This window comes from Bacillus sp. (in: firmicutes) (assembly GCA_012842745.1).
In the GTDB taxonomy this organism is placed as follows: domain Bacteria; phylum Bacillota; class Bacilli; order Bacillales; family Bacillaceae_J; genus Schinkia.
On sequence record DUSF01000035.1, the window covers coordinates 421,990 to 447,540 of the forward strand.

The following is a 25,551-nucleotide window of genomic DNA, read 5'->3' on the forward strand; positions in this document are numbered from 1 at the left end:
TTTAAAGTAAAATAAGTAGTGTTGCATAAACTATGTGAAAATTGGACTACATACATAAGGAGGAAGAAAAATGAAGAACCCATTAGTACCATTTGCGCTTATTGCTGTTTTAGGTATCGTTATAATGGTAGGTGTTTCTTTCTGGGGTTTGAACAATGCTGATAAAATGTTAGCGGCTATGGATGAAAAGAAACAAGCTACACAACAAGAAGCAGCTGCACCAGATGCTAATGACCCAGAAGGAATGGTGAAAGCAAGCTGTGCTTCATGTCACGGCCAAAATTTAGAAGGTGGAGTTGGACCCGCGTTAGCTGATGTTGGTAGCCGCCTTTCTGCTGGAGACATTGAAAATATCATTAATAATGGCCAAAACGCAATGCCAGCAGGCCTTGTAGATGCTGAAAAAGCTAGCGCTATTGCTGCATGGTTAGCAGAGCAAAAATAATAACTATAAACACAAAAGCTTTCTATCGTAAAGGTAGAAAGCTTTTTTACTTTCCATTAAAATATGTTTATGATGGTACATAGAATATAATCGAAAGGTTTCATGGTGATATTGTGAACGAATTTGTTTTATCTGAAAGACTTAAAACAGTTGCAAGTGAAATCCCGTCAGGTGCGAAAATCGCCGATATTGGCTCGGATCATGCTTATCTTCCTTGTTATGCTGCGCTGCACGGACTTATTCGTTATGCGGTTGCCGGTGAGGTGAATGAAGGGCCATTTCGGTCTGCAAAAAATCAAGTTGAAAAACTGAATTTAAGTGATTGCATTAAAGTAAGAAAAGGCAATGGTTTAGAGGTCATTCAAAAAGGTGAAGTGAATGTGATTACGATTGCAGGCATGGGTGGCCCATTAATCAGCGAAATATTAGAAGCTGGGAAAGAAAAACTTACTGAAGTGGAGCTCTTAATTCTTCAGCCGAATATCGGGGCAAGAAGTATTAGAGTATGGCTAATTGAAAATGGCTGGGAATTAATAAAAGAACATATATTGGAAGAAGATAAAAAAATTTACGAGGTGTTAGTTGCCAAAAAAGGTGATCCATTGGCCCCTTATCATGGTGAAGCGAATAGGGAAGCAGCATTGTTACTAGGTCCCTTTTTGAAAAAAGAAAAGAATGAAGTGTTTAAGAGGAAATGGCAAGATGAGCTTTCAAAATGGAAAAAAATTATGAAGCAGCTTGAATTTGTCGCTGAAGAAAATAGAGAAACTGTTAAAAAGAAACTGGAACTCACTAAGAAGATTCAAATGGTTGAGGAGGTATTAAAAAATGAAATTTCCTAATGGGCAAGAGGTCATTCAAGTGTTTGAAACATTCGCACCGAAATCCCTTGCGATGGAAGGGGATAAAATCGGCTTACAAATTGGCACCTTAAATAAGCCAATAAAAAAAATAATGGTAACGCTAGATGTCCTCGAAAATGTAGTGGAGGAGGCAATTGATGAGCAAGTTGACTTAATCATCGCCCATCATCCTGTTATTTATAATCCGCTAAAAACCGTGATTACTGATAGTCCTGCTGGTCGAATTGTAGCTAAATGTTTAAAACATGATATTGCTGTTTATGCTGCCCATACGAACTTAGATGTTGCAAATGGTGGTGTTAATGATCTTTTGGCGGAAGCACTTGGTCTCGAAAATATTGAATTGTTAGTACCTACATATGAGGATAGATTAAAAAAGCTTGCTGTTTATGTTCCTGAAGACCAAGCTGATGAGTTGCGAAATGCTTTAGGTAAGGCAGGAGCAGGTAATATCGGCAACTATAGTCATTGTACATTTAATTCGGTAGGAACAGGCACTTTTCTACCAAATGATGGAGCCAATCCGTTTATTGGTGAGCAGGGAAGATTAGAGCATGTTGCCGAAATTAAAATGGAGTCGATTTTTCCCGCCTCAATCCAAAACAAGGTCGTTAGTGCTTTATTGAAAGCCCATCCTTATGAAGAACCTGCATATGATATTTATCCGCTAGATAATAAGGGGCAGTCTTTAGGGTTAGGTCGAATTGGTTATTTAAACAAAGAAATGACATTAAAAGAATTTGCGGAGTATGTAAAAGTAGCTTTAGATGTAGAGGGCGTTCGTGTTGTTGGTGATTTACATTCGAAGGTACGAAAGGTCGCAGTTTTAGGTGGGGATGGCAATAAATTTTGGTCAAGAGCCAAATTTAAAGGAGCAGATGTATATGTAACAGGTGACATCTATTACCATGTTGCTCATGATGCGATGATGGAAGGTTTGAATATGGTTGACCCAGGCCATAATGTCGAAAAAGTGATGAAACAAGGTGTAGAGCGGTATTTGCAAGCATTTATTGCTGAAAAAAAATATGATACAAAAATCATAACGTCACAAATTCATACGGATCCGTTTCGATTTTTGTAATCAATAAAAACAATTGCTGAAAGTAAAAGTGTAAAAAAGACATCGAAATTTGCATTAAGTACAAATTTTGATGTCTTTTTAGTATGTCCTTATATCGAATGGATGGTATTATTTATTACTTTTCTGAATATTAACATATATTTGTTGATGAATTTAGTTTGTTAATATATAATGCTTTATGTGAATACATTGGGTATTTAAACCAAAAAATGAATTATATTACAATTTGGCATTACAGACTAAGAAAAACGTAATTTGATGGGAGTGTGAATGGTGTCGGTAAAAATAAAGAAAAACTGTTGGTGTTTTTATAAGGCTTGATATGTATTATTATATTGGTTTGCGGTGTAATGGGTATTGAATATTATAAAACTACACGTGATTTATATATTGTTTCTGATAGGTATCCCCAAAACCATTTATTTTAGTGCTAATATATGCTGTTATAATAAAACTTCTTATTGCAAAAACCGTTTATTTTATTATTTTTTGGAGAATGATTTGTTATTTTTGAAAGGAGAAAAAAATGAAATCAATTTTTAGATGTATTAATAAAATAGTAATTGTAAGTTGTTTAATTATCTCGGTGGCATCCCCTATGGTTACAGGCACAGTTTATGCTTCCCAAGAATTAAACACTCAAAATAAACAAATAAATATCAATCTGATGGAAGAGGCTTTATTAATAAGTGCTGATATTTATGACTCTTTGGGATATCTAGGTATATCTGGAGATGATGTCGAGGCACTTATGGAGTTGCCAGAAAAAGATGATCAATTTTATGAAGATTTAACAGAATTCGGATTACCAATAGAAATAACTTCAAGAAATATTGTGCCATTTAATATTCCAGTAAACCCACCTTCAGATGCACAAGAACAAGCTAGAAGAATGGCGTATGTTACTGGTGTTGCACAACGCACCTTTGATGGTGATATTAATTCAGAAGCATTTAAAAAAGAGGTTGTATATTTATATTTATCACATTATACAGATAACCCTTATTATCCAAACTTTACTAATGCATATTGTGATATATTAGTTGCTGAAGATCGACGTGTATATGAAAATTATATTTCTTTTGGAACAGCCGCACGTGCAGCGAATAGTATGATGAATGCACTTGCATATTTTATAAGTTCGAGTATGAGTATTCAGTCGATTATAGAAGATTTAAATAATAAGAGATTGATGATTTTGTTTTTGAAAGATGATATTGACTCTTTTTTTGATAATTCAGAACAGGCTGTTGAATATGGAGAAAAATTCATAAATTCTTTTTTCCAACATTATAATAATGAAGAAACTGCCGAAGAATTAGTTGCGAAAATAAATCAAGACTTAGAATTAGAAATAAATTATGATAAGCACTTAACAGAATTATATTTTGGTGCAATCAGATACATTATTGGTGGTAGAAATCCAGTTCCTACAATATTAGTCGGACAAGCTACAGCATATTTTAATGCTGCAAAGGATTTTTATGATAAAGTTGCAATTTCCGCTTTACAGTATACAACAAGTTTAAGAATTGCTATGCGTTTTGATGAATTTTGGCACTAAGAGGGGATTTTAGATGATTGAAAAAAACATACCACCACACTTAGTGACATTATATAGACTGTTATGGGTTATCATAATTGTAAGTGGTTTACTTGGAACGTTTTTTGCCTTTGAAAATGTAGAGGGCCATACAAGATTAAGATTCGTTACTAGACCCTTTACTATACTCTTTATATATGGTTTTCTAATAAGGTATTTTCTTATAAGAAAGGAAAGTATTTTCTTAAAAGCAATTAGTATATTTTTGATGATAGTTATTTTTTTAAAGTTGCTTTTATATGGGAAAAGTCATTTTATCGAAGAATATGATAATAGTGCTTGCTATTTAATGTTTACCATAGAGTGTTTCTCTGTAACCCTTTTTGGCATATTTGGAAACATCAGTAGGTTTATCGGTGAAGTTTTTAAAAAAGGGATTTGGTAGTAGTTTAATTAATACAATATGTTCATATAAAGAATTAAAAGAGGAAAATTCAAGGTATTTAGCCGATGAAAATTCCTCTTTTACGGATAGTAAATTTGAATTACTGTAAATTAGATGTAGGTTTTATTTTTGGTAAAATTTTGTTTAAAGTAACACTCCGCTTAATTTTCCATGTTGCTTCATCATTCGGATTAAATTGCTCCAAAAAGGCAATGACCTCTTTCGTAATCGGTGTTGGTGTCGAAGCACCTGCTGTAACCGCCACTTTATTAATATTCTTCAACCAATTAATATCAATTTCAGAAACGTCGGCAATTCGGTATGCATTTGTACCGGCAATTTCCTCAGATACTTGTGCTAAGCGGTTAGAATTATTGCTTCGTGGGTCGCCAACAACAATCGTAAGGTCTGCTTCTTTTGCTTGTTCTGCTACGGCTTCTTGACGCACTTGTGTAGCCATACAAATTTCATTATGGACCTCGGCGTGAGGATATTTTTCTTTTACTTTTTTTATTAAATCAGCAACATCCCACTGGCTCATTGTTGTTTGGTTTGTGACGACAATTTTATCAGCGGTAATTTGGAGTTTTTCAAGATCATCTTCATTTTCAATTAAATGAACGATATCTGGTGCAACACCTACTGCGCCTTCCGGTTCAGGGTGTCCCTTTTTACCGACATAAATAACCTCATAGCCTTTCTCTTTTACGCTGCGTATAAGGTCATGTGTCCTTGTAACATCTGGGCAAGTGGCATCCAACACAGTAAGTCCCCTATCTTTGGCGATTTGAATGACTTCTGGGGAAGTACCATGTGCGGTGAATATAACAGTTCCCTCAGTTATTTCTTCAAGAAGTTCTTTCCGTGTTTTCCCTTTTATATCTAAAGTTTTAATATTTTCTTGCTCAAAAGCCTCCGTAACATGTTGATTGTGGACAATCATTCCTAATATATATATAGGCCTTGGTAAGCTTTTATCAAGTGCAGCATTTTGGGCAATCACCATTGCATCAACAACACCATGACAATACCCTCTAGGTGCAATTTTTAATACCTCCATTTGACCCCTCCTCCCGTCTCAATTATATGATAGAAAAAGAGGAAATACAAAGGAAAGTCCTAGATATAAAGCTTTGGCTTTGAAGGTTTACTTTTATTTTCAGCCCGTTCGCCTTTGATTTCATCAAAGTCAGGTAGTTCATTATCTTCTTCTAGTTCTAGTGTATCCCCCTTTTTTTTAACAGTTTTGTTGGTTTTGCTTGTGTTATTTGACTTCTGTGTTTTATTTTTTTGCCCAGTTGGTTCTTTCGAAATTTCATCATTCGTTTCTTCATTGTTTTCCCCACTAGAATTGTCATCTTCGTTATCTGAACCCGAGCTGTTTAATGAACGCAAGATTTTAAACATCGCTGGCATATTTTTAATAAATGGACCATATTGCTGCACCATTGGCCCTACCTGCTGGGCAAGCCCCATTACTCTTTGGACATTATTTAATATTCCGGTTAAACCGCCTGAAGTATTTGCCAAACCAGTCGTCAAGCCTGCAGGGACTGCGCCGCCTCCGCCACCCAATAATTGTCCGGCAACACCTGGATTAATCCCTGAAGCTATTCCGGGATTGAATCCAGAAGTCATCCCTGGACCGAATGCGCCACGGGCAAGCCCGGCGCCCGGGAACCCTTGGATATTAGTAGGTACACTTCCGCCCCCGCCCCCCATCAGCCTCGAAAGCAAGCCCCTGAATCCTCCCACTTGTGGAACAGGATTAGGCATGGCCCCTCGCATAAATGGGGCCCCCATCGGTTGTTGCATTGGCATTTGCATCGGTAATCCGCCTAGTCTATTTGGAAACATTGTCCTCCTCCTTTCTGAAAAAAATCGAAAATATCATCTCATTGTTAAAGTATGCTGCATTTTGACCAAGGTGTTATCCAACTAGAAGAATGGGTGTTACCCCTTATTGGAGTGCAATTGGCTATTTCATGCAATTTCCCTTATACTAGGAAGATGAAACAAATAGGAAATTGACATACAAGGGGAATTTACAATGGAAAATTCAGCATTTAGTCGGTTTGAGTTCAAGCCATTTCTTTTAGAAGCAATTGACAGTATTGGTTTTAGAGAGCCAACTGAAATTCAGGAACGGATTATCCCTTCAATCCAAAAAGGCGAAAGTGCCATTGGGCAATCACAAACAGGAACAGGCAAAACACATGCTTATTTGCTGCCGGTTGTGGACAGTATCGAGCCGGCAAAGGAACAAGTACAAGCAGTTATAACGGCGCCTACAAGAGAGCTGGCTACACAAATTTACGACGAATTAATAAAACTTACGAAGTTTTGTCCGGAAAATGAAAGGATAACAGCGAAGCTTTTTATTGGTGGGACTGATAAGCAGCGGACAATCGAAAAGTTAAAAGCACAGCCACATATTGTTGTTGGTACACCAGGAAGAATTAATGACCTTGTGAAAGAGCAGGCTTTATTTGTTCATACAACCAATATTCTTGTTGTTGATGAAGCGGATTTAATGCTTGATATGGGCTTCATTAATGAAGTTGACCAAATTGCTGGAAAAATGGGACAAGATTTACAAATTCTCGTTTTTTCAGCAACAATACCGGAAAAATTAAAGCCATTTTTAAAAAAGTATTTAGAGAATCCAACCTTTACACATGTAGCACCAAAGCAAATTGCTGCTGAAAAAATTGAACATTGGTTGATTCCATTGCGCCATCGCAATAAAGTTGATGTAGTCTTTGAAATGGCTATACAATTTAACCCGTATTTAGCGCTTATTTTTACGAACACAAAAAAAATGGCTGATGAAGTAGCTGATGGCCTCCTTGAAAAAGGCTTAAAAGTTGGACGAATCCATGGGGATTTAACGCCGCGTGAACGAAAAAAGATGATGAAGCAAATCAAGGATTTAGAGTACCAATATATTGTTGCTACCGATTTAGCTGCCAGAGGTATTGATATTGAAGGTGTTAGCCATGTTATTAACTATGAACTACCGACGGATTTAGATTTTTATATCCATCGTGTTGGTAGAACGGCAAGGGCGGGTCATTCAGGGATAGCCGCCACCATTTATGAATTGAGCAATCAAGATGCATTAGTTAGACTTGAGAAAATGGGAATTGAATTTAAGCATGTTGATTTAAGGGATGAAGAATGGGTTGATTTAGGCCCAAGGGATAAACGAAACGAACGAAAAAGGACGATTCAAGAGCCTGAAAAACTAGCTCATAAAGTCATCAAAAAGTCTAAAGAAGTTAAACCTGGCTATAAAAAGAAAAGAAAACAGGAAATTGAAAAATTTATTAGAAAAGAAAAAAGAAAAACGAGAAATCAAAAATAGAGGGAGAAGGGATTATGTTAAAAATTGGTTCACACGTTTCAATGAATGGGAAAAAAATGCTCCTTGCAGCAAGTGAAGAAGCAGTATCCTATGGTGCCAATACATTTATGGTATATACAGGTGCTCCACAAAATACGAGGAGAAAACCGATTGAAGAATTAAATATTGAAGCTGGCTTACAGCATATGAAAGAACATGGGATTGAGGAAATTATTGTTCATGCCCCATACATTATTAATATTGGAAATTCCGAAAATCCAGCGACCTTTGAACTTGGCGTAAACTTTTTGCGTACTGAAATTGAACGGACAGCAGCAATTGGGTCGAAGCAAATTGTTCTCCATCCTGGTGCCCATGTTGGCGCTGGCCCTGAAAAAGGAATTCAAAAAATTATTGAGGGCTTAAATGAGGTGCTGACAAAAGAGCAGACGGTGCAAATTGCTCTTGAAACAATGGCAGGGAAAGGCTCAGAATGCGGTCGTTCCTTTGAAGAATTGGCGCAAATTATTGATGGTGTTATCCACAACGACAGGCTTTCCGTTTGTTTCGATACTTGTCATACCCATGATTCAGGTTATGATATTGTCAATGATTTTGACGGTGTGTTAGCGGAATTTGATCGCATCATTGGCATTGAGCGGATTAAGGTGCTTCATATTAATGATAGCAAAAATGAACGTGGTGCGAGAAAAGACCGCCATGAGAATATTGGCTTTGGGAAAATTGGTTTTAAAGCATTAAATTATATTATCCATCATCCCCAACTTAAGGAAATTCCAAAGATTCTTGAAACGCCATATGTCGGTGAAGATAAAAAGAATCAAAAACCACCATATCGTTTTGAAATTGCGATGCTAAAAGAGCAACAATTTGATGAAAAGCTTTTAGAAAAAATTATCAATCAATAAAAAAACTCCATCAGCCGATTATTACTCCCTAAAGTATAATCGGCTGAGTGTATTTATTTTGTTTACCTATTTTTTAAACTGCCTCAGTAGCTCATTGGCTTTTTTAGCAAGATTCATATTAACTTCCTTGCCAATTTTTTTTATAATTTGCCGATGCTGTTCATCATTATCAATGCTAATACTTTTTTCCGCCTTCAAAATGCCAATTATTTTGGCTGCCTCCCCAGAAGATAAGCTGACGTTATAGTTTTGCGCATGTTTTAATAACTCATCAACAGTGATTGTTTTTAATTTTTGATTAATAAACTGTTGAATAAATGGATTCATCTCGTACCCCCCCACTATTTGAAGTTCAATTACTTACATCATATGAACGAGGGTTTGAGAGGTTCTAACCAAAAATGATAAAGATTGTCATTAATGATTCCTTACGAGGAGGTCCATAATAATAATGCTCCTCTATTTATGAAAGTGAGGGATTCTAGGTGGTTGAAGAAATGTTTAACGAAGAAAAAAATTCTCAAGATATAAGAGAGAGAAATGACTGGGCGACAACAGAGTCTGATTTTACTGAAGAAACGGCAGCAGAGATTGCACCTAATCCAGGCATTGCAGGGGGATTTACAGGCGATGCCGACCGAGTACGTGCTTTTGACAGACCAACGAAGGAAGAGGGCGCTGGTGCTAAAGGTATGGGGGCCATTGCGTTAATATTATCAATATTATCGCTATTTTACGCACCAGTTTTATTAGGTGCGGCAGGGATTATTGTTGGCTTTATTGTACGCCGTAGAGGAGCTAATGCTCTTGGAAATTGGGCGATTGGAATTGGGGTCGTATCGTTGATTATCGGGTTATTTATTGCACCGTTTTTTTAATAAATAGTGATTAGATAAATTTAAAAATAATGGCTCAAAAAGGGGTCAGATTCCACCATTAGATATAGTATCCAATGTGGGGAATCAGCCCCTGTTGAGTCAGATTTCACTTTTCAATATTTTAGTTTTGCTTTAGATAATATTCTTCCGCTAGGATGTCAACCTCTTTTTTTAGTTCTTCAACGAGCTGATCTTCAGGTACTTTTCTGATAATTTCTCCGTGGCGGAATAACAAACCTTCACCTCGTGCTCCAGCTATGCCGATATCAGCTTCTCTAGCTTCGCCAGGACCGTTAACGGCACAACCAAGAACGGCTACTTTGATTGGTGCTTTAATTTTGGCAATGTACTCCTCAATCTCATTGGCAATGCTTATTAAGTCAATTTCAATTCTTCCACAAGTTGGGCAGGAAATGAGGGTGGCAGCATTGGCAGCCAAGCCAAATGTTTTAAGTAATTCTCTAGCTACTTTTATTTCCTCAACTGGGTCAGCACTTAATGAGATGCGGATTGTGTTTCCAATGCCTTTACTTAAAATAGCACCTAAGCCAGCTGCACTTTTTACAGTACCCGCAAAAAGGGTTCCAGATTCAGTAATCCCCAAATGTAATGGATAATCAAAAGCCTTCGATGCCTTTTCATAAGCCTCAATTGCTAAGTTTACATCGGAAGCTTTAAGGGAAACGATAATATTGTGGAAATCAAGGTCTTCCAAAATTTTGATATGATGAATAGCACTTTCCACCATGCCATCAGCGGTAGGATATCCATATTTATCTAAAATTCGTTTTTCAAGGGAACCGGCATTTACGCCAATACGGATAGGAACACCCCTTTCTTTAGCTGCATTTACCACCGCTTCGACCTTTTCGCGCTTGCCAATATTCCCTGGATTAATTCTAATTTTATCAGCGCCGCCTTCAATCGCTTTTAAGGCAAGGCGATAATCAAAATGGATATCGACAACAAGTGGAATATTAATTTGTTTTTTTATTTCACGAATAGCGTCTGCCGCTCTTTCATCTGGGCAGGCAACACGAACAATTTGACAACCAGCTTCTTCTAAACGGTTTATTTGGGCAACTGTTGCATCAACATCGTGTGTTTTCGTTGTAGTCATACTTTGGATAACTACTTCATTGTTTCCGCCAATTGTTAAGTTTCCCACTTTAATTGGACGGGTTTTAGTACGATGTGTTATTTCACTCATGCGAAAAATCGCTCCTTCATAATAATATACTTATCTATTGTATCAATGGGACGAAAAAAATGACAAGTTTTTTCGTTTAGTGGAGCTATTCTTCGATTTCTTTATAGACAGGAAACTTATATACTTTGCCAATTTGAATCATCTCTGGTTCAGTTTTTGGATTCAAAATTTGAAAGTCTTCAATTAATTGGGAGATTGATACAGGAACGGGCCCACCTTGAATTTGTTCGACTATCGTTAATACCGTTTGCCCGGCAGCTACTTTTACCTCTTGAAAATAAAGTTGTTCACCGTTCTTCGTTTTCGACATCGTTTCGTTTGTTTTCTCTATCTTTTCTTCTTTTACGGTAGCATTGTCAATCTTTTTCCCTGTTTCTTTCCCTTGTAGTAAAACAATCGAAGTTGGCTTACTTAAAACTCCTGCACTTAAATCATAATAGATTACATACGTCACAAATATAAATAATAAAGTTATAAATAATCTTTTCATATTTTTCACCGTCTTTTGTTTTACTACACTTTATGCTTGTCCGTGAAAGAATATGAAATATTTAAACTGAAATTTACTAAAAAAATAGCCGCCTATTCGGGCGGCTGTTCAGTAGTTTCAATTGGAGCCTTCGCTTTTGGAATTTCAACGATGATTAAATATAAGACAATGCTTGCTGTGGCCCAGTAGAGTAAAAAAGCAAAAGGAATGATGATTTTTAAAGCATTTGTTATGGCAAAAAAGATAGTTGGTATTGTTACTGCATAGGCAGAAAGAATCCACAGACTATTATAACGAAGCTTTCGGCTTGTTTGCTTGGAAAGCATTAGCCCGATAAGTGCTAGAACTGAGATACCGATGAATTTCAAACATGTTTGAAACAAGTAAATGAGTAAAAAAATCATTGGTAGAATGACGTAAAAAAGGGATTTAAATTTGGCTATAAAATTAATGACTGTATTTTTGTTTATTGAAATATCTCCAAAATTGGAGTAAGGTAGTTGTTGTTTTTCGGACTCACTTATAATAATCGCTTCTTTTTTTAATAAACCAATGGCATTAGAATATTTAGAAACATCATTAGCGGTTATTTGTCCTGTTGTATCAAAAATAAATGTAAATTCATTGTTTTCTTGAATAATAGGTGAATCAAGCTCTGATGTAAGTGTTCCTTTTTTTAGCTCAAAGTTAGGTAGCTCATTCATGACCTTTTCATTTGTAATCTCTGTCCACTTTAAAAAGTCGTTTCCTAGTGAAATGCCAACGATCACAGTAGAGATGAACATTAACAGAAAAACATAGCCAATCGTTTTGCCTACTCCTTGAAAACGAAATAAGGCTACGTCTTTTGGAGAATAGATGCTTTTAAGAAATTGCTGAAATATATTCATATGTTTTATAGCACTTCCTTTCATCGCTATCTTAATACATTCCTTCCAAAAGATACAAGTGAAATTATAATTGAGTTTTTATTTTTTTAGTGGTATATTATTTGGGCAGTTAATTTTATTGCTATATCTTATAAAGATGTTTTCATAAATAGAGTTGACAGTATGATGGTTGTTTGATATAGTAAAAAATGTCGCTAAAACATTCCACAGTAGCTCAGTGGTAGAGCTATCGGCTGTTAACCGATCGGTCGCAGGTTCGAATCCTGCCTGTGGAGCCATAATCATGGCGGTGTAGCTCAGCTGGCTAGAGCGTACGGTTCATACCCGTAAGGTCGGGGGTTCGATCCCCTCCGCCGCTATTCTTTTAATCAAATGAATTGGCGACTGTGGCGAAGTGGTTAACGCACCGGATTGTGGCTCCGGCATTCGTGGGTTCGATTCCCATCAGTCGCCCCATAATATAAATTTATCATGAAGGACCCTTAGCTCAGCTGGTTAGAGCTATCGGCTCATAACCGATCGGTCGCAGGTTCGAGTCCTGCAGGGTCCACCATTTCAAAATTTGTTTAGCTTACGGAGGAATACCCAAGTCCGGCTGAAGGGATCGGTCTTGAAAACCGACAGGCGGGTTAAACCGTGCGGGGGTTCGAATCCCTCTTCCTCCGCCATTAAAATTACAGGCATAAAAATTATTTATACTATCGCGGGGTGGAGCAGTCTGGTAGCTCGTCGGGCTCATAACCCGAAGGTCGTAGGTTCAAATCCTGCCCCCGCAACCAATACATATTTGGCTTTAAAGTACAATACTATTATGGCTCGATAGCTCAGTCGGTAGAGCAACGAGCAAGGCTTCCATGAATAAGCTACGAGTTGTCCCGACGCATACACTTCCAAGAATAAGCTAGTAGAGGAAGGGACAGAGGTTCACACTAATCAAAATTAAAAGTACAATACTATTATGGCTCGATAGCTCAGTCGGTAGAGCAGAGGACTGAAAATCCTCGTGTCGGCAGTTCGATTCTGTCTCGAGCCACTCAAAAAAAGCACTCATTAAATGGGTGCTTTTTTTGCATATGGAGGAGAATAATATTCTTAACAAAAAAATGATGTAACATTTACAATTGCTTAATACTCAAGTGTTAAAATTTTCATTAATAGGGTGGGGATTATTAGAAAAATAAATGGGGGATCAGGTTTGAAAATAGTGTTTAATCGTCTTAGTTTACAAAGTAGATTACTGCTAATTTTTATTACATTGTTTGTTGTAACGATTAATATCTTTGGGTTTACTTTATACAGTAAAGCTAAGAATACAACGATTCAAATAACAGAGGATCGTTTAGTTCGTGAAGTCGAAATCATGTCATATATTGTGAAGAATTTAAAATTTGTATATATAAGTGATAAGGAATATTTTTTACAACAAGTAGAAATGAGCGTTCGTGATCAACAACGTCAATTAAAAGAGGACGGCATAAATTCTGAAATTTATTATATTCAAAATGAAAAAGTAACTCCATTTCAAGTTAGTCGAAATGCAAAGATAACCTTCCCAGACCCATTAATAAACAAAATAAATAAAGTAGGCAATGGTGTATTTCATGAAAAGCTTGCAGGGGAGGATTATACCATTTCGGTACAAAAGATAAACGAAATTAATGGGAACTACGTTTTATTAGTGCCTACTACATCATTTTTAGGACCTGTAACGCAAATGCATACTTTTATTATTGCGTTAGTAATCATCTCCTTTTTTATCTCTACTTTCCTAATTATTTTATTTGTTAGAAGTATTACAAAACCACTTAAAAAATTACAGGAGACGATGAGAGAAGTACGGGAAGGGAATTTGAATAAGGCTATTTCAGTTGAAACGACAATCCCCGAAATTACTTCTTTGAATAAAAGTTTTAATATGATGGTTGATCAAATGAGAACAGTTATTCATGAAATAAATCAAACGACATCAGAGCTAGAAAATACTGGTGAAGATTTAAGTCATTCATCAAGGGAGGCATTGGCATTTAGTCGGAAGTTGATTGAAGATATTAATGTTGTAAAGGTAGCAGCAGAACAAACGGCGATTAGTTCGGAGCATAGCGTAGATGATTTTAATAGCATGAAAGGTAAAATTGAATTGCTCATCCGCAATATGAATAAAGTTTTTAGTAGTTCTGAGGATATGAATCATTCTGCCGAAGTGGGCGATCAAAATATTACGGAATTAATTGAAACTATAACATTATTTGACACAGATTTTGAGTATATGACAGGAACAATTAAAGAGGTGAAAAATCATTCTTTTGCCATTGCGAATCTAGTAGGCTTAATTCAAGGCGTTGCAGATCAAACGAAGCTTTTAGCATTAAATGCTGCGATTGAAGCTGCAAGAGCTGGTGAAGCAGGGAAAGGCTTTGCGGTTGTAGCAAATGAAGTACGTAAACTTGCGGAGCAATCGACAAAGGCAGCGGTAGAAATAACCCAATCAATTTCTCATATGGAAGATGTTACAATGAAAGCAACAAAAGAATTTGATCAAATTCTTTTAAAAATAAAGGAGACTTTACATATTGCGAGTAAATCGAAAGTATCTTTTGATGAACTAATGGATGAAATCGGTAAAGTTATTGTAAAAATACAAAATATGCAAGGAGAACTCACTAATCTTCAACGAATTTTACCTGAACTTGAACAAACAACAGTTGGGATTGTCTCTGTATCGCAAGAAACACTCTCCAGTTCAGAACAAATGCTTGCTACAAGTGACGGTCAAATTAACCAGATGGAGAGAACACACCAAATTGGTTTATTGTTAAAAGATTTATCGTATTCATTGTCCTCTAAAACGAAAAGATTTACTGTTTAATGTTGTTCAAAAATTCATTAAGATGTATAAAATCTTTGCCATTGGATAAATTATACATGTTGTAAGAAATTTCGAGAGTTTAAAATTGAAAAATGAAGAAATAAGTGGTAATGTAACAAGTAAGAACAACTTTTTTAAACTAAAAGGTATAAAAAGTATTGAATTAAAAACACTTTAACAAGAAAAATAGGAGGAGATTTAATAATGGCAAAATTTGAATTACCACAATTACCTTATGCGTATGATGCGCTTGAACCACATATTGATGCAAGAACGATGGAAATCCACCACACGAAACATCACAACACATATGTAACAAATTTAAACAACGCTCTTGAAGGTAACGAAGAGCTTTTAAACAAATCAGTTGAAGAAGTTATTTCTAATCTTGATGCTGTTCCTGAAGCTGCTCGTACTGCAGTTCGAAACAATGGTGGCGGTCATGCGAACCATACATTATTTTGGACAGTTATGAGCCCTAATGGCGGTGGCGCTCCGACTGGTGAGCTTGCTGACGCTATTACACAAAAATTCGGCAGCTTTGATGCATTCAAAGAAGAGTTTGCTAAAGCAGCTGCAACTCGCTTCGGTTCAGGTTGGGCATGGTTAGCAGTGAATAATGGTCAACTAGAAGTGACTAGCACACCAAACCAAGATTCTCCATTAATGGAAGGCAAAACGCCAATTCTTGGCTTAGACGTTTGGGAGCATGCATACTACCTGAACTATCAAAATCGTCGCCCAGACTATATTAGCGCATTTTGGAATGTAGTAAATTGGGAAGAAGTAACAAATCGTTACAACGCTGCAAAATAATATAGCATCATTAAGCGGAAGTCAGTATTACATACTGGCTTCTTTTTTTGTGGTGCGCTTTGCATAGAAGATTAATCTTTTAATCCGCAGCCCGTGATGAATTTATTTACATAAATTTTACAAACCTTACACAATAGATTTACAAGGGATTGTTATTTTTAATTTAAGTAAATGTACTATATTCAAAGGAGCTGTACTTGGAATGACAGCAGTAATCACAACAACTACTATTGCAAATCCTTGTTATTATAATAATCGGGAATTAAGTTGGCTAGATTTTAATGTAAGAGTATTACAGGAGGCTATTGATAGCAGGAATGCATTGCTAGAGAGGTGCAAATTTTTAGCAATCACTAGCTCAAACCTCGATGAATTCTTCATGGTTCGTGTTGCTGGTCTGCTTGATCAAGTTAAGGCTGGTTTTAATCGTCCCGAAAATAAAGCAGGTTTAAAGCCAATAGAACAGTTAGAGGCAATCTCAAAGGTTACACATAAATTAATTGAAAAACAAGACCAAACCTATTTGCAAATGTTATCTCCATTATTAGCAGACGAAGGGGTAGAAATCATCCCCATATATAACATAACCGATGCTGAACAAATATTTCTGGAAAAACATTTTGATGAGAACATATTTCCTGTGTTAACACCAATGGCCGTCGATGCCTATCGCCCTTTCCCAATGCTTGCCAATAAATCATTAAATTTAGCCATTCTTCTAGAAGACAAGGAAGAAAATAATTGTTTAGAACCACTTAATGGAAAATTAACAATTGTTCAAGTTCCATCAGTACTTAAACGTTACATAGAATTATCAAATGCAGCTGGAAAAAGAACATTTGTCCTATTAGAACAAGTGATTTCTTTGTTTATCAAGAAATTATTTAAAGGATATAAAGTAAAGTCTGTCACTGCTTTTCGAATAACAAGAAATGCTGACTTAACAATTCATGAGGATGAAGCCGAAGATTTATTAACAGAAATCGAAGAGGAATTAAAGAAGCGTAAGTGGGGCGCTCCAGTTAGGCTTGAAGTACAAGAACAACAGCATAATAAATTGGTTGTAGATTATTTAATTGAAGAGCTTGAAATCACTAAAAAGGATGTTTATTATGTGCAAGCTCCACTAGATTTAACGTTTCTATTTTCTTTTTACAAAACGATAGAGACAACACATGCACAGCTGATGGAACAAACATTCCTACCACAAATTCCGATTGATCTCATAGGTGAAAAAAATATTTTTGATACAGCACTTGAGCAGGATATCTTATTGCATCATCCCTTTGAGTCGTTTGAACCTATTGATGAATTTCTGTCTCAGGCTGCTGTAGATCCAGATGTCTTGGCGATCAAGCAAACCCTTTACCGAGTCAGCGGTGATTCGGAAATCATCAAAAGCTTAAAGCGTGCCGCTGAAAATGGCAAGCAGGTTACTGTTTTAGTTGAATTGAAGGCTAGATTTGATGAACAAAATAATGTCCATTGGGCGAAGGAATTAGAAAAAGCCGGCTGCCATGTCATTTATGGAATGACGTATTTAAAAACTCACAGCAAAATTACGCTGATTGTTCGTCAAAAGGCAGGTAAAATTGAGAGATTTGTTCATCTGGGCACAGGTAACTATAATGGTGTAACAGCTAGAATCTATACAGATTTAGGGCTCATTACAACTGATGAACAAATTGGGATTGACGCGACGAACTTTTTCAATTACTTAAGCGGAAATATGGAGAAACCTGAATTTCTTCAATTGATAGTAGCTCCCTACGATATTAGAAATAAATTTATAGAATTAATCGACCAAGAGATTGAATTTCATAAACAATTTGGAAATGGATATATTATTGCAAAAATGAATTCTCTATCAGACAAAAAACTAATCATGAAGCTCTACGAAGCATCCATTGCAGGAGTTAAGATTAATTTAATAGTGCGGGGAATTTGTTGCTTACGTCCTGGGATAGCTGGTGTAAGTGAGAATATTAAAGTAAGGAGTATCATTGGCAGGTTTTTGGAACACAGTCGGATTTATTATTTTCATCACAATGGTGAAAAAAAGGTCTATTTATCCTCTGCCGATATGATGACACGCAATATGGAAAATAGGGTAGAAATTTTGTTCCCTATTTTGAAAAAACATTTAAAAATTCGAATTTTTAAATGGCTTGACATCATGTTAACAGATAATGTAAAAGCACGTGAACAAGATTCATTTGGTCAATACCATTATGTACAACAAGAGCCTAATGAATTAGCAATTAATAGCCAACAAATTTTATGTGAATTAGCAAATAATACGATGTATTTACAAGAAAATAAAAAAGCCATATTAATGGATTTTAAGGAGAAACTAGTTGAATTCGGTCAATCATCAATTGGAGGGTTAAAGAAAATTAAAGCTATTCAAAAGCTTTAAATAACCTTATTGGGGATTGTTAACCACACCCTTTTAGAAAAGTCAGTCTCGAAACTCCATCCTTAATTGATGGGAAATTTTACAATTCTTTAAATCCTTTTTAATAAACAATTAATATTCATACCATATAGTAAGTCTAGAACTAAATTAGGTTAAATTCTATCTAAGAAAGAGGGTTTTTATGATAATAATTAAGGAACTCACAAAGTCAAAGGATTTATTAGTATTAATATTCCAAATTATTTTAAATTCTTCTTTAACTTTGTTAGCCTTCATCCTTGCTTATCTTATGATTATGGAAATAAAGGATATTGTTGTTTTTATAGCTTTAGAGAAAGATGCATCTTTCAAAGAATTTTTAGAAAAGATCCTGGTCTTTTTCCTATATTTTGAGTTTATAGCATTAATTGTTAAATACTTTAAGGAACATTATCATTTTCCATTGCGGTATTTCATGTATATAGGTATTACAGCCATGCTTCGAGTCATTATTATAGATCATGACAATGCCAATGATACCCTATTATTTTCCCTAACTATATTAGTTTTAGTAATTGGATATATCATTATTAAGGCTATTCCGCGTATTACTGATAATTGAGTAAGTGTAGTAGTAAAAAAATAAATTTGGGGGGATTAATAATGAAAATAAGTATAAGGAAAACAATGCTTATGCTGATACTTTACTCAATAATCACAGGATAATTAAACTCAAATTTTGCGCCATTTGAGACAAATGTACTAAGATAAACAATATTCCCTATAAATTTAAAGCAGGTGCAAAAATGATAGGAAATGAGACGGATAGAGGATTTAAGGCCTTTGTAGAAATCCTCCTTGTTTCAACCAAGCTTGGATTGTCCTCATTTGGTGGACCCGTTGCCCATTTAGGATACTTTCACAATTTTACTGGTGTAATTGGCGAATCACTACTTACATTAATTTAAATGTTATCGACGAATTTTAATAAATTATTTACAATAGCTTAATTTTTAGTAAACTTTTCCAAGGTAAAATAGATATAGGTAGAGCGGCAGCTGGGGTCGCTATCGCTGGCAGCGAAGGAGGGGCTGCCAGCTTTTTTGTCTAATGGGAAAAGTTTACCGATATAGAACGATTTAATTGTTTTTCTAAATGCTTTTTTTGTTTTTCCACTTGGTATGCTTCTGGTTGCCGATCCTGTAAACAGCTTACAAAAAAAACAAGCTCTTGTCCTTTTACATGTAAGTCAATTTGATCGATTATATTTCTTTTCGTTACATGTAAACTGTAAGCAAATTTAATAATTGAACCAATTAAACGGATTTTCTCTATCTCTTCCTTTTCAAACCACTGATTAAATGGTTTTAAATAATGTTTGAATGATTCCTTATTTTTAAAAGAAGCAATAAGAGCCATAACAATTCTTTCTTTATGATGCATACCATTGATTGATCGGTTAGCTAATAAATAAAATGTATGTTGACTGCTGCATTCTATATCAATGTAAGAACCCAAATTATATAAAAAGCTCCCTTGCTCAATCCGTTTTATATCCTGCTCATCCATTGAGAAAAAACCTTCCCTATTCAGTAAATGGGAGATAATTAATGCGCTTTCCGTTACTTGTGATACATGAGTGACATTAATTTTAAAGTCAACGGCTAATTCTTGAATGCTTTCTTCTAAAATATTTGAGACCTTAGATGTATGTTTACTCTTGTCATAGAGCAGTCCCTCTCTTAATCCTTTTTGACTCAGCGCAAAAATTTCTGATTTCATGGTATCCATTAAGGTAGCAAAGGCTTCTATTGCTGGTATAATAATATCTGTGCGATCTTTTGACAACCCCTCCACTCTTTGTAATTCGGAAAATGACATCGACAGTAAATGGTTATTAATCTCTTTAATATCTTTCCTACCCATAACATATTGATGAATTCCTTGAATGGGGTAGTCTATATACTCTTGATGAATTTGCACTATATTCCTTGCACTTCCCCCGATTGAAATTAACGGTGTCTGAATATTGTAAAGCCATTTCAGTGATCCAAACTGTTCTTGCAAAAATTGGCGTAGTTTCTTAAGTTCCGTTTCTTCTGGAATATCTCCTTTTATAAATTGCTTTTTTAAAGATAACACTCCAAACGGAAAGCTATGGTAATGGATTAAATTTCTGTTCTCAAAATATGTTACTTCCGTACTTCCTCCCCCAATATCTACGGTCACTCCTTTTTCATATGGAGTAGAGTGTACAACAGCTATGAAGCCATAGTATGCTTCCTCATACGCTGTCAACACCTGCATCGTAAAGTCCGTTTCGTTTTTCACTCTTTCCAAAATTTCTTCCTTATTTTTTGCTTGCCGAATTGTAGCAGTTCCCACACACTTCACTTCTTCTAATTGATGATGACTTGTAACTCCTTGAAAACCTTGTAGTGTCTTAATTAGCTTCGTAATTCCTATTGGTTCAAGCACACCTTCTTCAGATAAAAAATTTCGGAGTCGAGCAACAACTTTAATATTTTCAATTTCTTTCAATGTCCCATTACGATCACGCTTATAAATTACAAGTCTCATCGTATTTGATCCTATATCAATAATGGCATATTTCTCTTGGATCATTTTTATAACACACCTACCATAAATTATTTTTAATATTCGAAATTCTCGTAATTACACAATTCTGACAGAAGTAATATTTATATTAACACCTCAATATTAAGTGAATGTAAATGTAGAATCATTTTTTTGTTAAAACAATTACATTTTTTCGCATATCCCCATCTATTCTAAGGAACAATAATGTAAAGGGGAGTCAGCAATGAATCAATTTTTGGAAAAAATGACAGGGCATAAAGAGGTAAATAAAGAAATCATTTTCCTATTATTAATTGGTGGGCTATATGCGTTAAGCATTGCCTTATCAAATACATTTGTAAATGTTTTTTTATGGAAGCAATCTGGTGAATTTACTGATCTTGCTTTATATAACTTAGCGGTTGTTGTAATGCAGCCAATTACGTTTATTTTGGCTGGAAAATGGGCAAAAAAGATTGACCGTATTATTGTCCTACGGCTAGGTGTTAGCTTTTTATCAATATTTTATGTAACAGTACTCGCAAGTGGTAAAAACGCTTCCAGCTTTTTACTTCTGCTTGGAGGCCTATTAGGTGTTGGTTATGGTTTTTATTGGCTGGCATTTAATGTTTTAACATTTGAAATTACGGAGCCTGAGACACGAGATTTTTTTAATGGCTTTTTTGGAGTTTTAACGTCGTTAACAGGGATGATTGGTCCAATTGTCGCTGGTTGGGTAATCTCCAGCCTTGAAGCATTTACGGGCTATACGATTATTTTTAGTATTTCATTGGGATTATTTGTCGGCGCTGTTCTATTAAGTATGTTCATTAAGAGACGACCGGCACATGGTACATATTCTTTCAAGCGCATTTTACATGAACGAAAAAATAATCGAAACTGGCAAAAAATATTGCATGCAAGTTTTTTTCAAGGGTTGCGTGAAGGTGCAGTTATGTTTGTTATCTCAGTTTGGGTCTATATTACGACAAATAGTGAGCTTGCCCTTGGAACATTTGGACTTGTGAATTCTGCTGTTGCTTTTGTCTTTTATTTTCTTGCTACTAAATTTATTAAACCTACACATCGAATGAAAGCGATTCTCCTTGGAGGGTTAATGTTATATGGTAGTGTATTTCTGCTTATCTTTGATCTTTCCTTTCCACGTTTGATTATGTATGCAGTTGTCATTGCGATTGCTTATCCAACGTTATTAGTGCCTTATATGTCACTTGTTTATGATGTGATTGGAAAGGCATGGAGGGCTGCGGAAATGCGGATTGAGTATATTGTTGTTCGGGAATTATACTTGAATTTAGGTAGAATTGTGTCGATTTTGCTGTTTCTTATGTTTGTTACCTTTTTCAATGAGGAACGTGGCGTTCCGCTTTTATTGACAATAATCGGAGCAGGACACTTAATCATTTACTTTTTTGTTAAAGGGATTGATGTTGCAGAAAATAAAGAACGAAGCGAAGGAGAGGAAAAGGCATATCCAAGGGTGCCACATAGGAGATTGGCCGATGGGGAAGGTGGGTCCACTGTTTAATGAGAAGTGTTCAAAAAGTCATGTAACTGTCTTTTTGGATAGCTCCTTTAATTTTCGAAAAAACCTTAACATAATTTAATATTCATTTACAAAACCTTTACATTCTATTTATACAAGATTAACACTAACCGTTTAAAGTAAATGTTGTATAAGAGAAAAGTCACAACATAAAACGCAGGAGGAATTAGGAATGAAAAACATGAAAAATCTTCTTTTAATGCTAGCGATGTCAACATTGTTAGTTTTCGCAGCTGCATGTAGCGGTGGCGGACAAACGAACAAAGAAGGAGCGACTGAAGGGGAAACATCATCAGGAGAAACAACAGAAACTTCAAATTTAAAAGGCGATGTTATTGTTGATGGTTCAGGTACAGTTTATCCATTAATGGCTAGAATCGCTGAAGAATATATGACAACTAAAGAGGAAAATGTAAGTGTTCAAGTAGGACGTGCTGGTTCATCAGCAGGCTTCAAAAAGTTCATTCCAGGTGAACTAGATTTTTCAGATGCATCAAGACCTATCAAAAGCGAGGAAGTAGCACAGCTTGAAGAAAAAGGTATGAAGATGGGCGAAAACGTATTAGAATTCAAACTTGCTTATGATGGATTAACAATGGTCATTAACAAAGACAATACATGGGCTAAAGAAATGACTAAAGATGAAATTATCAACATGTTTATTTCTGGAAAATTCAAGGCTGATGATAAAGTATTATGGTCTGATATCCGTCCAGACTGGCCTAAAGAAGAAGTGAAGTTCTTCGGACCGAATGAAAACCATGGAACATATGAATTCTTCTTTGAAAATATTTTAGCTAAAGAACCATTAGTTGCAACTATAAACCTTCAACAAGAATATTCAACATTAGTAGATTTAGTTTCTAAAGACAAAAATGCAATCGCCTTTTTCGGATATGGTTATTATGCAAACAATACTGATAAGTTACAAGCTGTAAATGTTGATTTCGGAAATGGTCCTGTTGCACCAAGCGTTGATACAATTGGGGAAGACCTTGCCTATGCTCCATTTACTCGCCCAGTCTTTACTTATTTAAATGTGGATTATGCAAAAGAAAAACCACAGGTTTTAGATTATGCGAAATTCGTAGTTGAAAAGGCAGGCGTTTTTGCTGGTGAAACTGGATTTGCTCCAATGACTGAAGCAACGTTAAACGGTTATCTTGAACAATTAAATGCTATCAAATAAATAAAAATTTAGGTAGAAATATATGAGAATTCCATCAGCCTATTACGGTTACTGAGTTTGATTGGACAATGTACGAATTTAATACATTATAGTAATGATTGTCCAATCACTTTAGAGAACAATAATCGGCTGATGGAATAATTTTGTATTTCATTGGTATTATCGTAGAGAGGGGCAGTTTTCGTGCAAAAAGCTGTTAGTATGAGAGAGCTTATCGAAAAAAGTAAAAGCAGAAGAAAAAATAAGCTTATTGAAAAAGTAATGCCAGCGATTCTATTTTTAATTGCTACAATTTCTGTTTTAACGACAATTGGGATTGTATTTACATTAATTTTTGAAGCAATTCTATTTTTTAAAGAAGTATCAATACTAGAGTTTTTTACTAGTACAAAATTACAGCCGCTAGCTAACGATCCTTCCTTTGGTATTCTTCCATTAATCAATGGAACAATCATCACTTCCTTGATTGCGATGCTAGTTGCCATACCAATTGGTCTGACCTCCGCTATTTTTTTAAGTGAATATGCTTCTGATAAGGTAAGAAAACAGCTTAAACCGTTAATTGAAATACTAGCTGGTATTCCAACGATTGTTTATGGTTTCTTTGCCTTTACATTTGTAACCCCACTGCTCAGACAACTTATTCCCTCATTAGAGCCTGTAAATGCATTAAGTCCTGGGATTGTAATGGGAATTATGATTATCCCATTAGTTGCCTCTCTTTCGGAAGATGCGATGAGCGCAGTTCCAAATTCAATGAGAGAAGGGGCCTTAGCACTTGGGGCGACCAAATTTGAAGTGACGATGAAGGTTGTCATTCCTGCCGCCATATCAGGGATTATTGCTTCATTTGTATTAGCAATTTCAAGAGCCATTGGTGAAACGATGATTGTTACAATCGCAAGCGGCTCTAATAAAGAATTCACATTTGATATCACTCAGCCAATGCAAACGATGACAGCCTACATTGTTGAATTTACAAGTGGCGATGCTGGCAGTGGAACAGTCGGCTATCATAGCTTATATGCTGTCGGCATTACTTTGTTTGTGTTTACACTGCTTATGAATTTAGTAGCCCAGTACATTTCCCGTAAGTTTAGGGAGGAATATTAAGATGAAATATATTGATTATAACGTCGTTCATAAGAGAATTGGTATTCGAATTTTTAAAAATATATGGATGAAAAATCTATTTTTGTTCGCTACATTATTTGCGCTCGTTGTTCTAGCAATCTTACTATATCGTGTGATTGTTGATAGCATCGGCTGGTTAGATTGGCAGTTTTTAACTAGTAAGCTTTCGATGAATGCTGAACGGGCTGGAATAAAAGGTGTAATTGTCGGAACGCTATGGTTGATGGCAGTTGTTGCCCCGATTACGATGCTTTTAGGTGTTGGAACGGCCATTTATTTAGAAGAATATGCAAAACGGGGCAAATTACAGGCTTTTATTCAAACGAATATCTCAAATTTAGCAGGTGTCCCTTCCGTGATTTTTGGACTTTTAGGTTTAACAGTTTTTAATAGAATGTTTAATTTAGGATCAAGTATTCTAGCCGGAGGACTGACGATGTCGCTCTTAGTGCTCCCTATCGTTGTTGTAGCGAGTCAAGAGGCGATTCGGGCTGTTCCTCAATTTTTAAGAGAAGCATCTTTTGGTATGGGTGCGACAAAGTGGCAAACGACAAAAAATATTGTCTTGCCAGCAGCATTGCCAGGTATTTTAACAGGGGTCATCCTCGCGCTTTCAAGGGCAATAGGAGAAACAGCACCATTGGTTGTCTTAGGGATTCCTGCCTTGATTATGCCTGTTCCTAATAATATTATGGATAATTTTACCGCTTTGCCAATGCAAATTTATTATTGGACCGTTGATTCGGTTTTAACGGCGGAATATGCAAATCTTGCTGCAGCCACGATCGTCGTATTGCTTCTTATCTTGTTTGTGATGAATTCAATTGCGATTATCATTCGAAATAAATTTCAAAAAAGATATTAAGGGGGAAGTTCGG

The 25,551-nt window shown here is 35.7% G+C and carries 24 protein-coding genes and 7 tRNA genes; 24 read left to right on the plus strand and 7 right to left on the minus strand.

Features of this window, described 5'->3' with window-relative positions; all coding sequences use genetic code 11:
• Window positions 1–70 precede the first annotated feature (70 nt).
• The 5 genes from GX497_07110 (at window position 71) to GX497_07130 (ending at window position 4,380) form a co-directional block, all read left to right on the plus strand.
• Window positions 71–445: a cytochrome c gene (locus GX497_07110; protein ID HHY72984.1), complete on the plus strand. Its 375-nt coding sequence runs from the start codon at window positions 71–73 to the stop codon at window positions 443–445.
• Window positions 446–558: 113 nt separating this feature from the next.
• A complete protein-coding gene (locus tag GX497_07115; GenBank protein ID HHY72985.1) occupies window positions 559–1,287 on the plus strand; it encodes a tRNA (adenine-N(1))-methyltransferase in 729 nt (242 codons plus the stop codon).
• Window positions 1,274–2,392 carry a Nif3-like dinuclear metal center hexameric protein gene (locus GX497_07120; GenBank protein HHY72986.1) on the plus strand — a complete coding sequence of 373 codons (1,119 nt, stop codon included), beginning with the start codon at window positions 1,274–1,276 and terminating at the stop codon, window positions 2,390–2,392. The genes GX497_07115 and GX497_07120 overlap by 14 nt, the downstream gene beginning before the upstream one ends.
• A 598-nt stretch (window positions 2,393–2,990) precedes the next feature.
• Window positions 2,991–3,956, plus strand: coding sequence for a hypothetical protein (locus tag GX497_07125; protein ID HHY72987.1), 966 nt, complete (start codon window positions 2,991–2,993; stop codon window positions 3,954–3,956).
• Window positions 3,957–3,969: 13 nt separating this feature from the next.
• The gene (locus GX497_07130; protein HHY72988.1) at window positions 3,970–4,380 is read left to right on the plus strand and encodes a hypothetical protein; all 411 of its coding nucleotides are present in this window, start codon (window positions 3,970–3,972) and stop codon (window positions 4,378–4,380) included.
• Between the two features lie 100 nt (window positions 4,381–4,480).
• Here the strand turns inward: GX497_07130 and GX497_07135 are convergent, their stop codons facing one another.
• Both GX497_07135 and GX497_07140 read right to left on the minus strand, forming a co-directional pair.
• Window positions 4,481–5,440 carry a 4-hydroxy-3-methylbut-2-enyl diphosphate reductase gene (locus GX497_07135; protein HHY72989.1) on the minus strand — a complete coding sequence of 320 codons (960 nt, stop codon included), beginning with the start codon at window positions 5,438–5,440 and terminating at the stop codon, window positions 4,481–4,483.
• A 59-nt stretch (window positions 5,441–5,499) separates the two neighbouring features.
• Entirely contained in the window at window positions 5,500–6,237 is a 738-nt protein-coding gene (locus GX497_07140) for a hypothetical protein (GenBank protein ID HHY72990.1), read from the minus strand.
• Between the two features lie 193 nt (window positions 6,238–6,430).
• Here GX497_07140 and GX497_07145 point away from each other — a divergent pair, with 193 nt between their 5' ends.
• A complete protein-coding gene (locus GX497_07145; protein ID HHY72991.1) occupies window positions 6,431–7,747 on the plus strand; it encodes a DEAD/DEAH box helicase in 1,317 nt (438 codons plus the stop codon).
• Window positions 7,748–7,761: 14 nt separating this feature from the next.
• Window positions 7,762–8,655: a deoxyribonuclease IV gene (locus tag GX497_07150; GenBank protein HHY72992.1), complete on the plus strand. Its 894-nt coding sequence runs from the start codon at window positions 7,762–7,764 to the stop codon at window positions 8,653–8,655.
• A 66-nt stretch (window positions 8,656–8,721) separates the two neighbouring features.
• Here the strand turns inward: GX497_07150 and GX497_07155 are convergent, their stop codons facing one another.
• Window positions 8,722–8,982, minus strand: coding sequence for a DUF2624 family protein (locus tag GX497_07155; protein HHY72993.1), 261 nt, complete (start codon window positions 8,980–8,982; stop codon window positions 8,722–8,724).
• Window positions 8,983–9,140: 158 nt separating this feature from the next.
• Between GX497_07155 and GX497_07160 the strand changes: the two genes are divergently transcribed.
• Window positions 9,141–9,533, plus strand: a complete 393-nt coding sequence (locus GX497_07160) for a DUF4190 domain-containing protein (GenBank protein HHY72994.1) — start codon at window positions 9,141–9,143, stop codon at window positions 9,531–9,533.
• A 121-nt stretch (window positions 9,534–9,654) separates the two neighbouring features.
• Here the strand turns inward: GX497_07160 and ispG are convergent, their stop codons facing one another.
• The 3 genes from ispG to GX497_07175 form a co-directional block, all read right to left on the minus strand.
• The gene (gene ispG, locus GX497_07165) at window positions 9,655–10,743 is read right to left on the minus strand and encodes a flavodoxin-dependent (E)-4-hydroxy-3-methylbut-2-enyl-diphosphate synthase (GenBank protein ID HHY72995.1); all 1,089 of its coding nucleotides are present in this window, start codon (window positions 10,741–10,743) and stop codon (window positions 9,655–9,657) included.
• A gap of 85 nt (window positions 10,744–10,828) precedes the next feature.
• Window positions 10,829–11,233: a hypothetical protein gene (locus GX497_07170; GenBank protein ID HHY72996.1), complete on the minus strand. Its 405-nt coding sequence runs from the start codon at window positions 11,231–11,233 to the stop codon at window positions 10,829–10,831.
• Window positions 11,234–11,325: 92 nt separating this feature from the next.
• A complete protein-coding gene (locus GX497_07175) occupies window positions 11,326–12,123 on the minus strand; it encodes a DUF1189 domain-containing protein (protein ID HHY72997.1) in 798 nt (265 codons plus the stop codon).
• 203 nt (window positions 12,124–12,326) lie between these two features.
• Here GX497_07175 and GX497_07180 point away from each other — a divergent pair.
• The 12 genes from GX497_07180 (at window position 12,327) to GX497_07235 (ending at window position 19,171) form a co-directional block, all read left to right on the plus strand.
• Window positions 12,327–12,401 (plus strand) — tRNA-Asn (locus GX497_07180).
• Window positions 12,402–12,408: 7 nt separating this feature from the next.
• Window positions 12,409–12,482: transfer RNA gene (locus GX497_07185), tRNA-Met, on the plus strand.
• A gap of 21 nt (window positions 12,483–12,503) precedes the next feature.
• Window positions 12,504–12,579: transfer RNA gene (locus GX497_07190), tRNA-His, on the plus strand.
• Window positions 12,580–12,599: 20 nt separating this feature from the next.
• Window positions 12,600–12,676: transfer RNA gene (locus GX497_07195), tRNA-Ile, on the plus strand.
• A gap of 22 nt (window positions 12,677–12,698) precedes the next feature.
• Window positions 12,699–12,791 (plus strand) — tRNA-Ser (locus tag GX497_07200).
• 34 nt (window positions 12,792–12,825) lie between these two features.
• Window positions 12,826–12,902 (plus strand) — tRNA-Met (locus tag GX497_07205).
• Window positions 12,903–13,083: 181 nt separating this feature from the next.
• A tRNA-Phe gene (locus tag GX497_07210) sits at window positions 13,084–13,156 on the plus strand.
• A 162-nt stretch (window positions 13,157–13,318) separates the two neighbouring features.
• The gene (locus GX497_07215; GenBank protein HHY72998.1) at window positions 13,319–14,989 is read left to right on the plus strand and encodes a methyl-accepting chemotaxis protein; all 1,671 of its coding nucleotides are present in this window, start codon (window positions 13,319–13,321) and stop codon (window positions 14,987–14,989) included.
• A gap of 204 nt (window positions 14,990–15,193) precedes the next feature.
• Window positions 15,194–15,805, plus strand: coding sequence for a superoxide dismutase (locus GX497_07220; GenBank protein HHY72999.1), 612 nt, complete (start codon window positions 15,194–15,196; stop codon window positions 15,803–15,805).
• A gap of 202 nt (window positions 15,806–16,007) precedes the next feature.
• Window positions 16,008–18,224: an RNA degradosome polyphosphate kinase gene (locus GX497_07225; protein HHY73000.1), complete on the plus strand. Its 2,217-nt coding sequence runs from the start codon at window positions 16,008–16,010 to the stop codon at window positions 18,222–18,224.
• 181 nt (window positions 18,225–18,405) lie between these two features.
• On the plus strand, window positions 18,406–18,825 hold the full coding sequence (locus GX497_07230; GenBank protein HHY73001.1) for a phosphate-starvation-inducible protein PsiE: 420 nt from the start codon (window positions 18,406–18,408) through the stop codon (window positions 18,823–18,825).
• Between the two features lie 184 nt (window positions 18,826–19,009).
• Complete coding sequence (locus GX497_07235; GenBank protein HHY73002.1) at window positions 19,010–19,171, plus strand: hypothetical protein; 162 nt, start codon at window positions 19,010–19,012, stop codon at window positions 19,169–19,171.
• Window positions 19,172–19,310: 139 nt separating this feature from the next.
• Here the strand turns inward: GX497_07235 and GX497_07240 are convergent, their stop codons facing one another.
• Window positions 19,311–20,828, minus strand: coding sequence for a Ppx/GppA family phosphatase (locus GX497_07240; GenBank protein ID HHY73003.1), 1,518 nt, complete (start codon window positions 20,826–20,828; stop codon window positions 19,311–19,313).
• 199 nt (window positions 20,829–21,027) lie between these two features.
• Here GX497_07240 and GX497_07245 point away from each other — a divergent pair, with 199 nt between their 5' ends.
• From GX497_07245 to pstA, 4 genes are all read left to right on the plus strand, one after another.
• Window positions 21,028–22,332, plus strand: a complete 1,305-nt coding sequence (locus tag GX497_07245) for an MFS transporter (protein ID HHY73004.1) — start codon at window positions 21,028–21,030, stop codon at window positions 22,330–22,332.
• A gap of 199 nt (window positions 22,333–22,531) precedes the next feature.
• A complete protein-coding gene (locus tag GX497_07250) occupies window positions 22,532–23,539 on the plus strand; it encodes a PstS family phosphate ABC transporter substrate-binding protein (GenBank protein ID HHY73005.1) in 1,008 nt (335 codons plus the stop codon).
• 201 nt (window positions 23,540–23,740) lie between these two features.
• Entirely contained in the window at window positions 23,741–24,652 is a 912-nt protein-coding gene (gene pstC / locus GX497_07255) for a phosphate ABC transporter permease subunit PstC (protein HHY73006.1), read from the plus strand.
• Between the two features lies 1 nt (window position 24,653).
• Window positions 24,654–25,538 carry a phosphate ABC transporter permease PstA gene (gene pstA / locus GX497_07260; protein HHY73007.1) on the plus strand — a complete coding sequence of 295 codons (885 nt, stop codon included), beginning with the start codon at window positions 24,654–24,656 and terminating at the stop codon, window positions 25,536–25,538.
• Window positions 25,539–25,551 lie beyond the last annotated feature (13 nt).

Bases quoted from the DNA above. Each gene is read 5' to 3' on its own strand.
- pstA (HHY73007.1), top strand. From the start codon at position 24,654: ATGAAATATATTGATTATAACGTCGTTCATAAGAGAATTGGTATTCGA.
- GX497_07175 (HHY72997.1), bottom strand. From the start codon at position 12,123: ATGAATATATTTCAGCAATTTCTTAAAAGCATCTATTCTCCAAAAGAC.
- ispG (HHY72995.1), bottom strand. From the start codon at position 10,743: ATGAGTGAAATAACACATCGTACTAAAACCCGTCCAATTAAAGTGGGA.
- GX497_07150 (HHY72992.1), top strand. From the start codon at position 7,762: ATGTTAAAAATTGGTTCACACGTTTCAATGAATGGGAAAAAAATGCTC.
- GX497_07250 (HHY73005.1), top strand. From the start codon at position 22,532: ATGAAAAATCTTCTTTTAATGCTAGCGATGTCAACATTGTTAGTTTTC.
- GX497_07240 (HHY73003.1), bottom strand. From the start codon at position 20,828: ATGATCCAAGAGAAATATGCCATTATTGATATAGGATCAAATACGATG.
- GX497_07125 (HHY72987.1), top strand. From the start codon at position 2,991: ATGGTTACAGGCACAGTTTATGCTTCCCAAGAATTAAACACTCAAAAT.
- GX497_07135 (HHY72989.1), bottom strand. From the start codon at position 5,440: ATGGAGGTATTAAAAATTGCACCTAGAGGGTATTGTCATGGTGTTGTT.
- GX497_07120 (HHY72986.1), top strand. From the start codon at position 1,274: ATGAAATTTCCTAATGGGCAAGAGGTCATTCAAGTGTTTGAAACATTC.
- GX497_07245 (HHY73004.1), top strand. From the start codon at position 21,028: ATGAATCAATTTTTGGAAAAAATGACAGGGCATAAAGAGGTAAATAAA.
- GX497_07170 (HHY72996.1), bottom strand. From the start codon at position 11,233: ATGAAAAGATTATTTATAACTTTATTATTTATATTTGTGACGTATGTA.
- GX497_07225 (HHY73000.1), top strand. From the start codon at position 16,008: ATGACAGCAGTAATCACAACAACTACTATTGCAAATCCTTGTTATTAT.
- GX497_07155 (HHY72993.1), bottom strand. From the start codon at position 8,982: ATGAATCCATTTATTCAACAGTTTATTAATCAAAAATTAAAAACAATC.
- pstC (HHY73006.1), top strand. From the start codon at position 23,741: ATGAGAGAGCTTATCGAAAAAAGTAAAAGCAGAAGAAAAAATAAGCTT.
- GX497_07145 (HHY72991.1), top strand. From the start codon at position 6,431: ATGGAAAATTCAGCATTTAGTCGGTTTGAGTTCAAGCCATTTCTTTTA.
- GX497_07220 (HHY72999.1), top strand. From the start codon at position 15,194: ATGGCAAAATTTGAATTACCACAATTACCTTATGCGTATGATGCGCTT.
- GX497_07130 (HHY72988.1), top strand. From the start codon at position 3,970: ATGATTGAAAAAAACATACCACCACACTTAGTGACATTATATAGACTG.
- GX497_07110 (HHY72984.1), top strand. From the start codon at position 71: ATGAAGAACCCATTAGTACCATTTGCGCTTATTGCTGTTTTAGGTATC.
- GX497_07230 (HHY73001.1), top strand. From the start codon at position 18,406: ATGATAATAATTAAGGAACTCACAAAGTCAAAGGATTTATTAGTATTA.
- GX497_07140 (HHY72990.1), bottom strand. From the start codon at position 6,237: ATGTTTCCAAATAGACTAGGCGGATTACCGATGCAAATGCCAATGCAA.
- GX497_07235 (HHY73002.1), top strand. From the start codon at position 19,010: ATGATAGGAAATGAGACGGATAGAGGATTTAAGGCCTTTGTAGAAATC.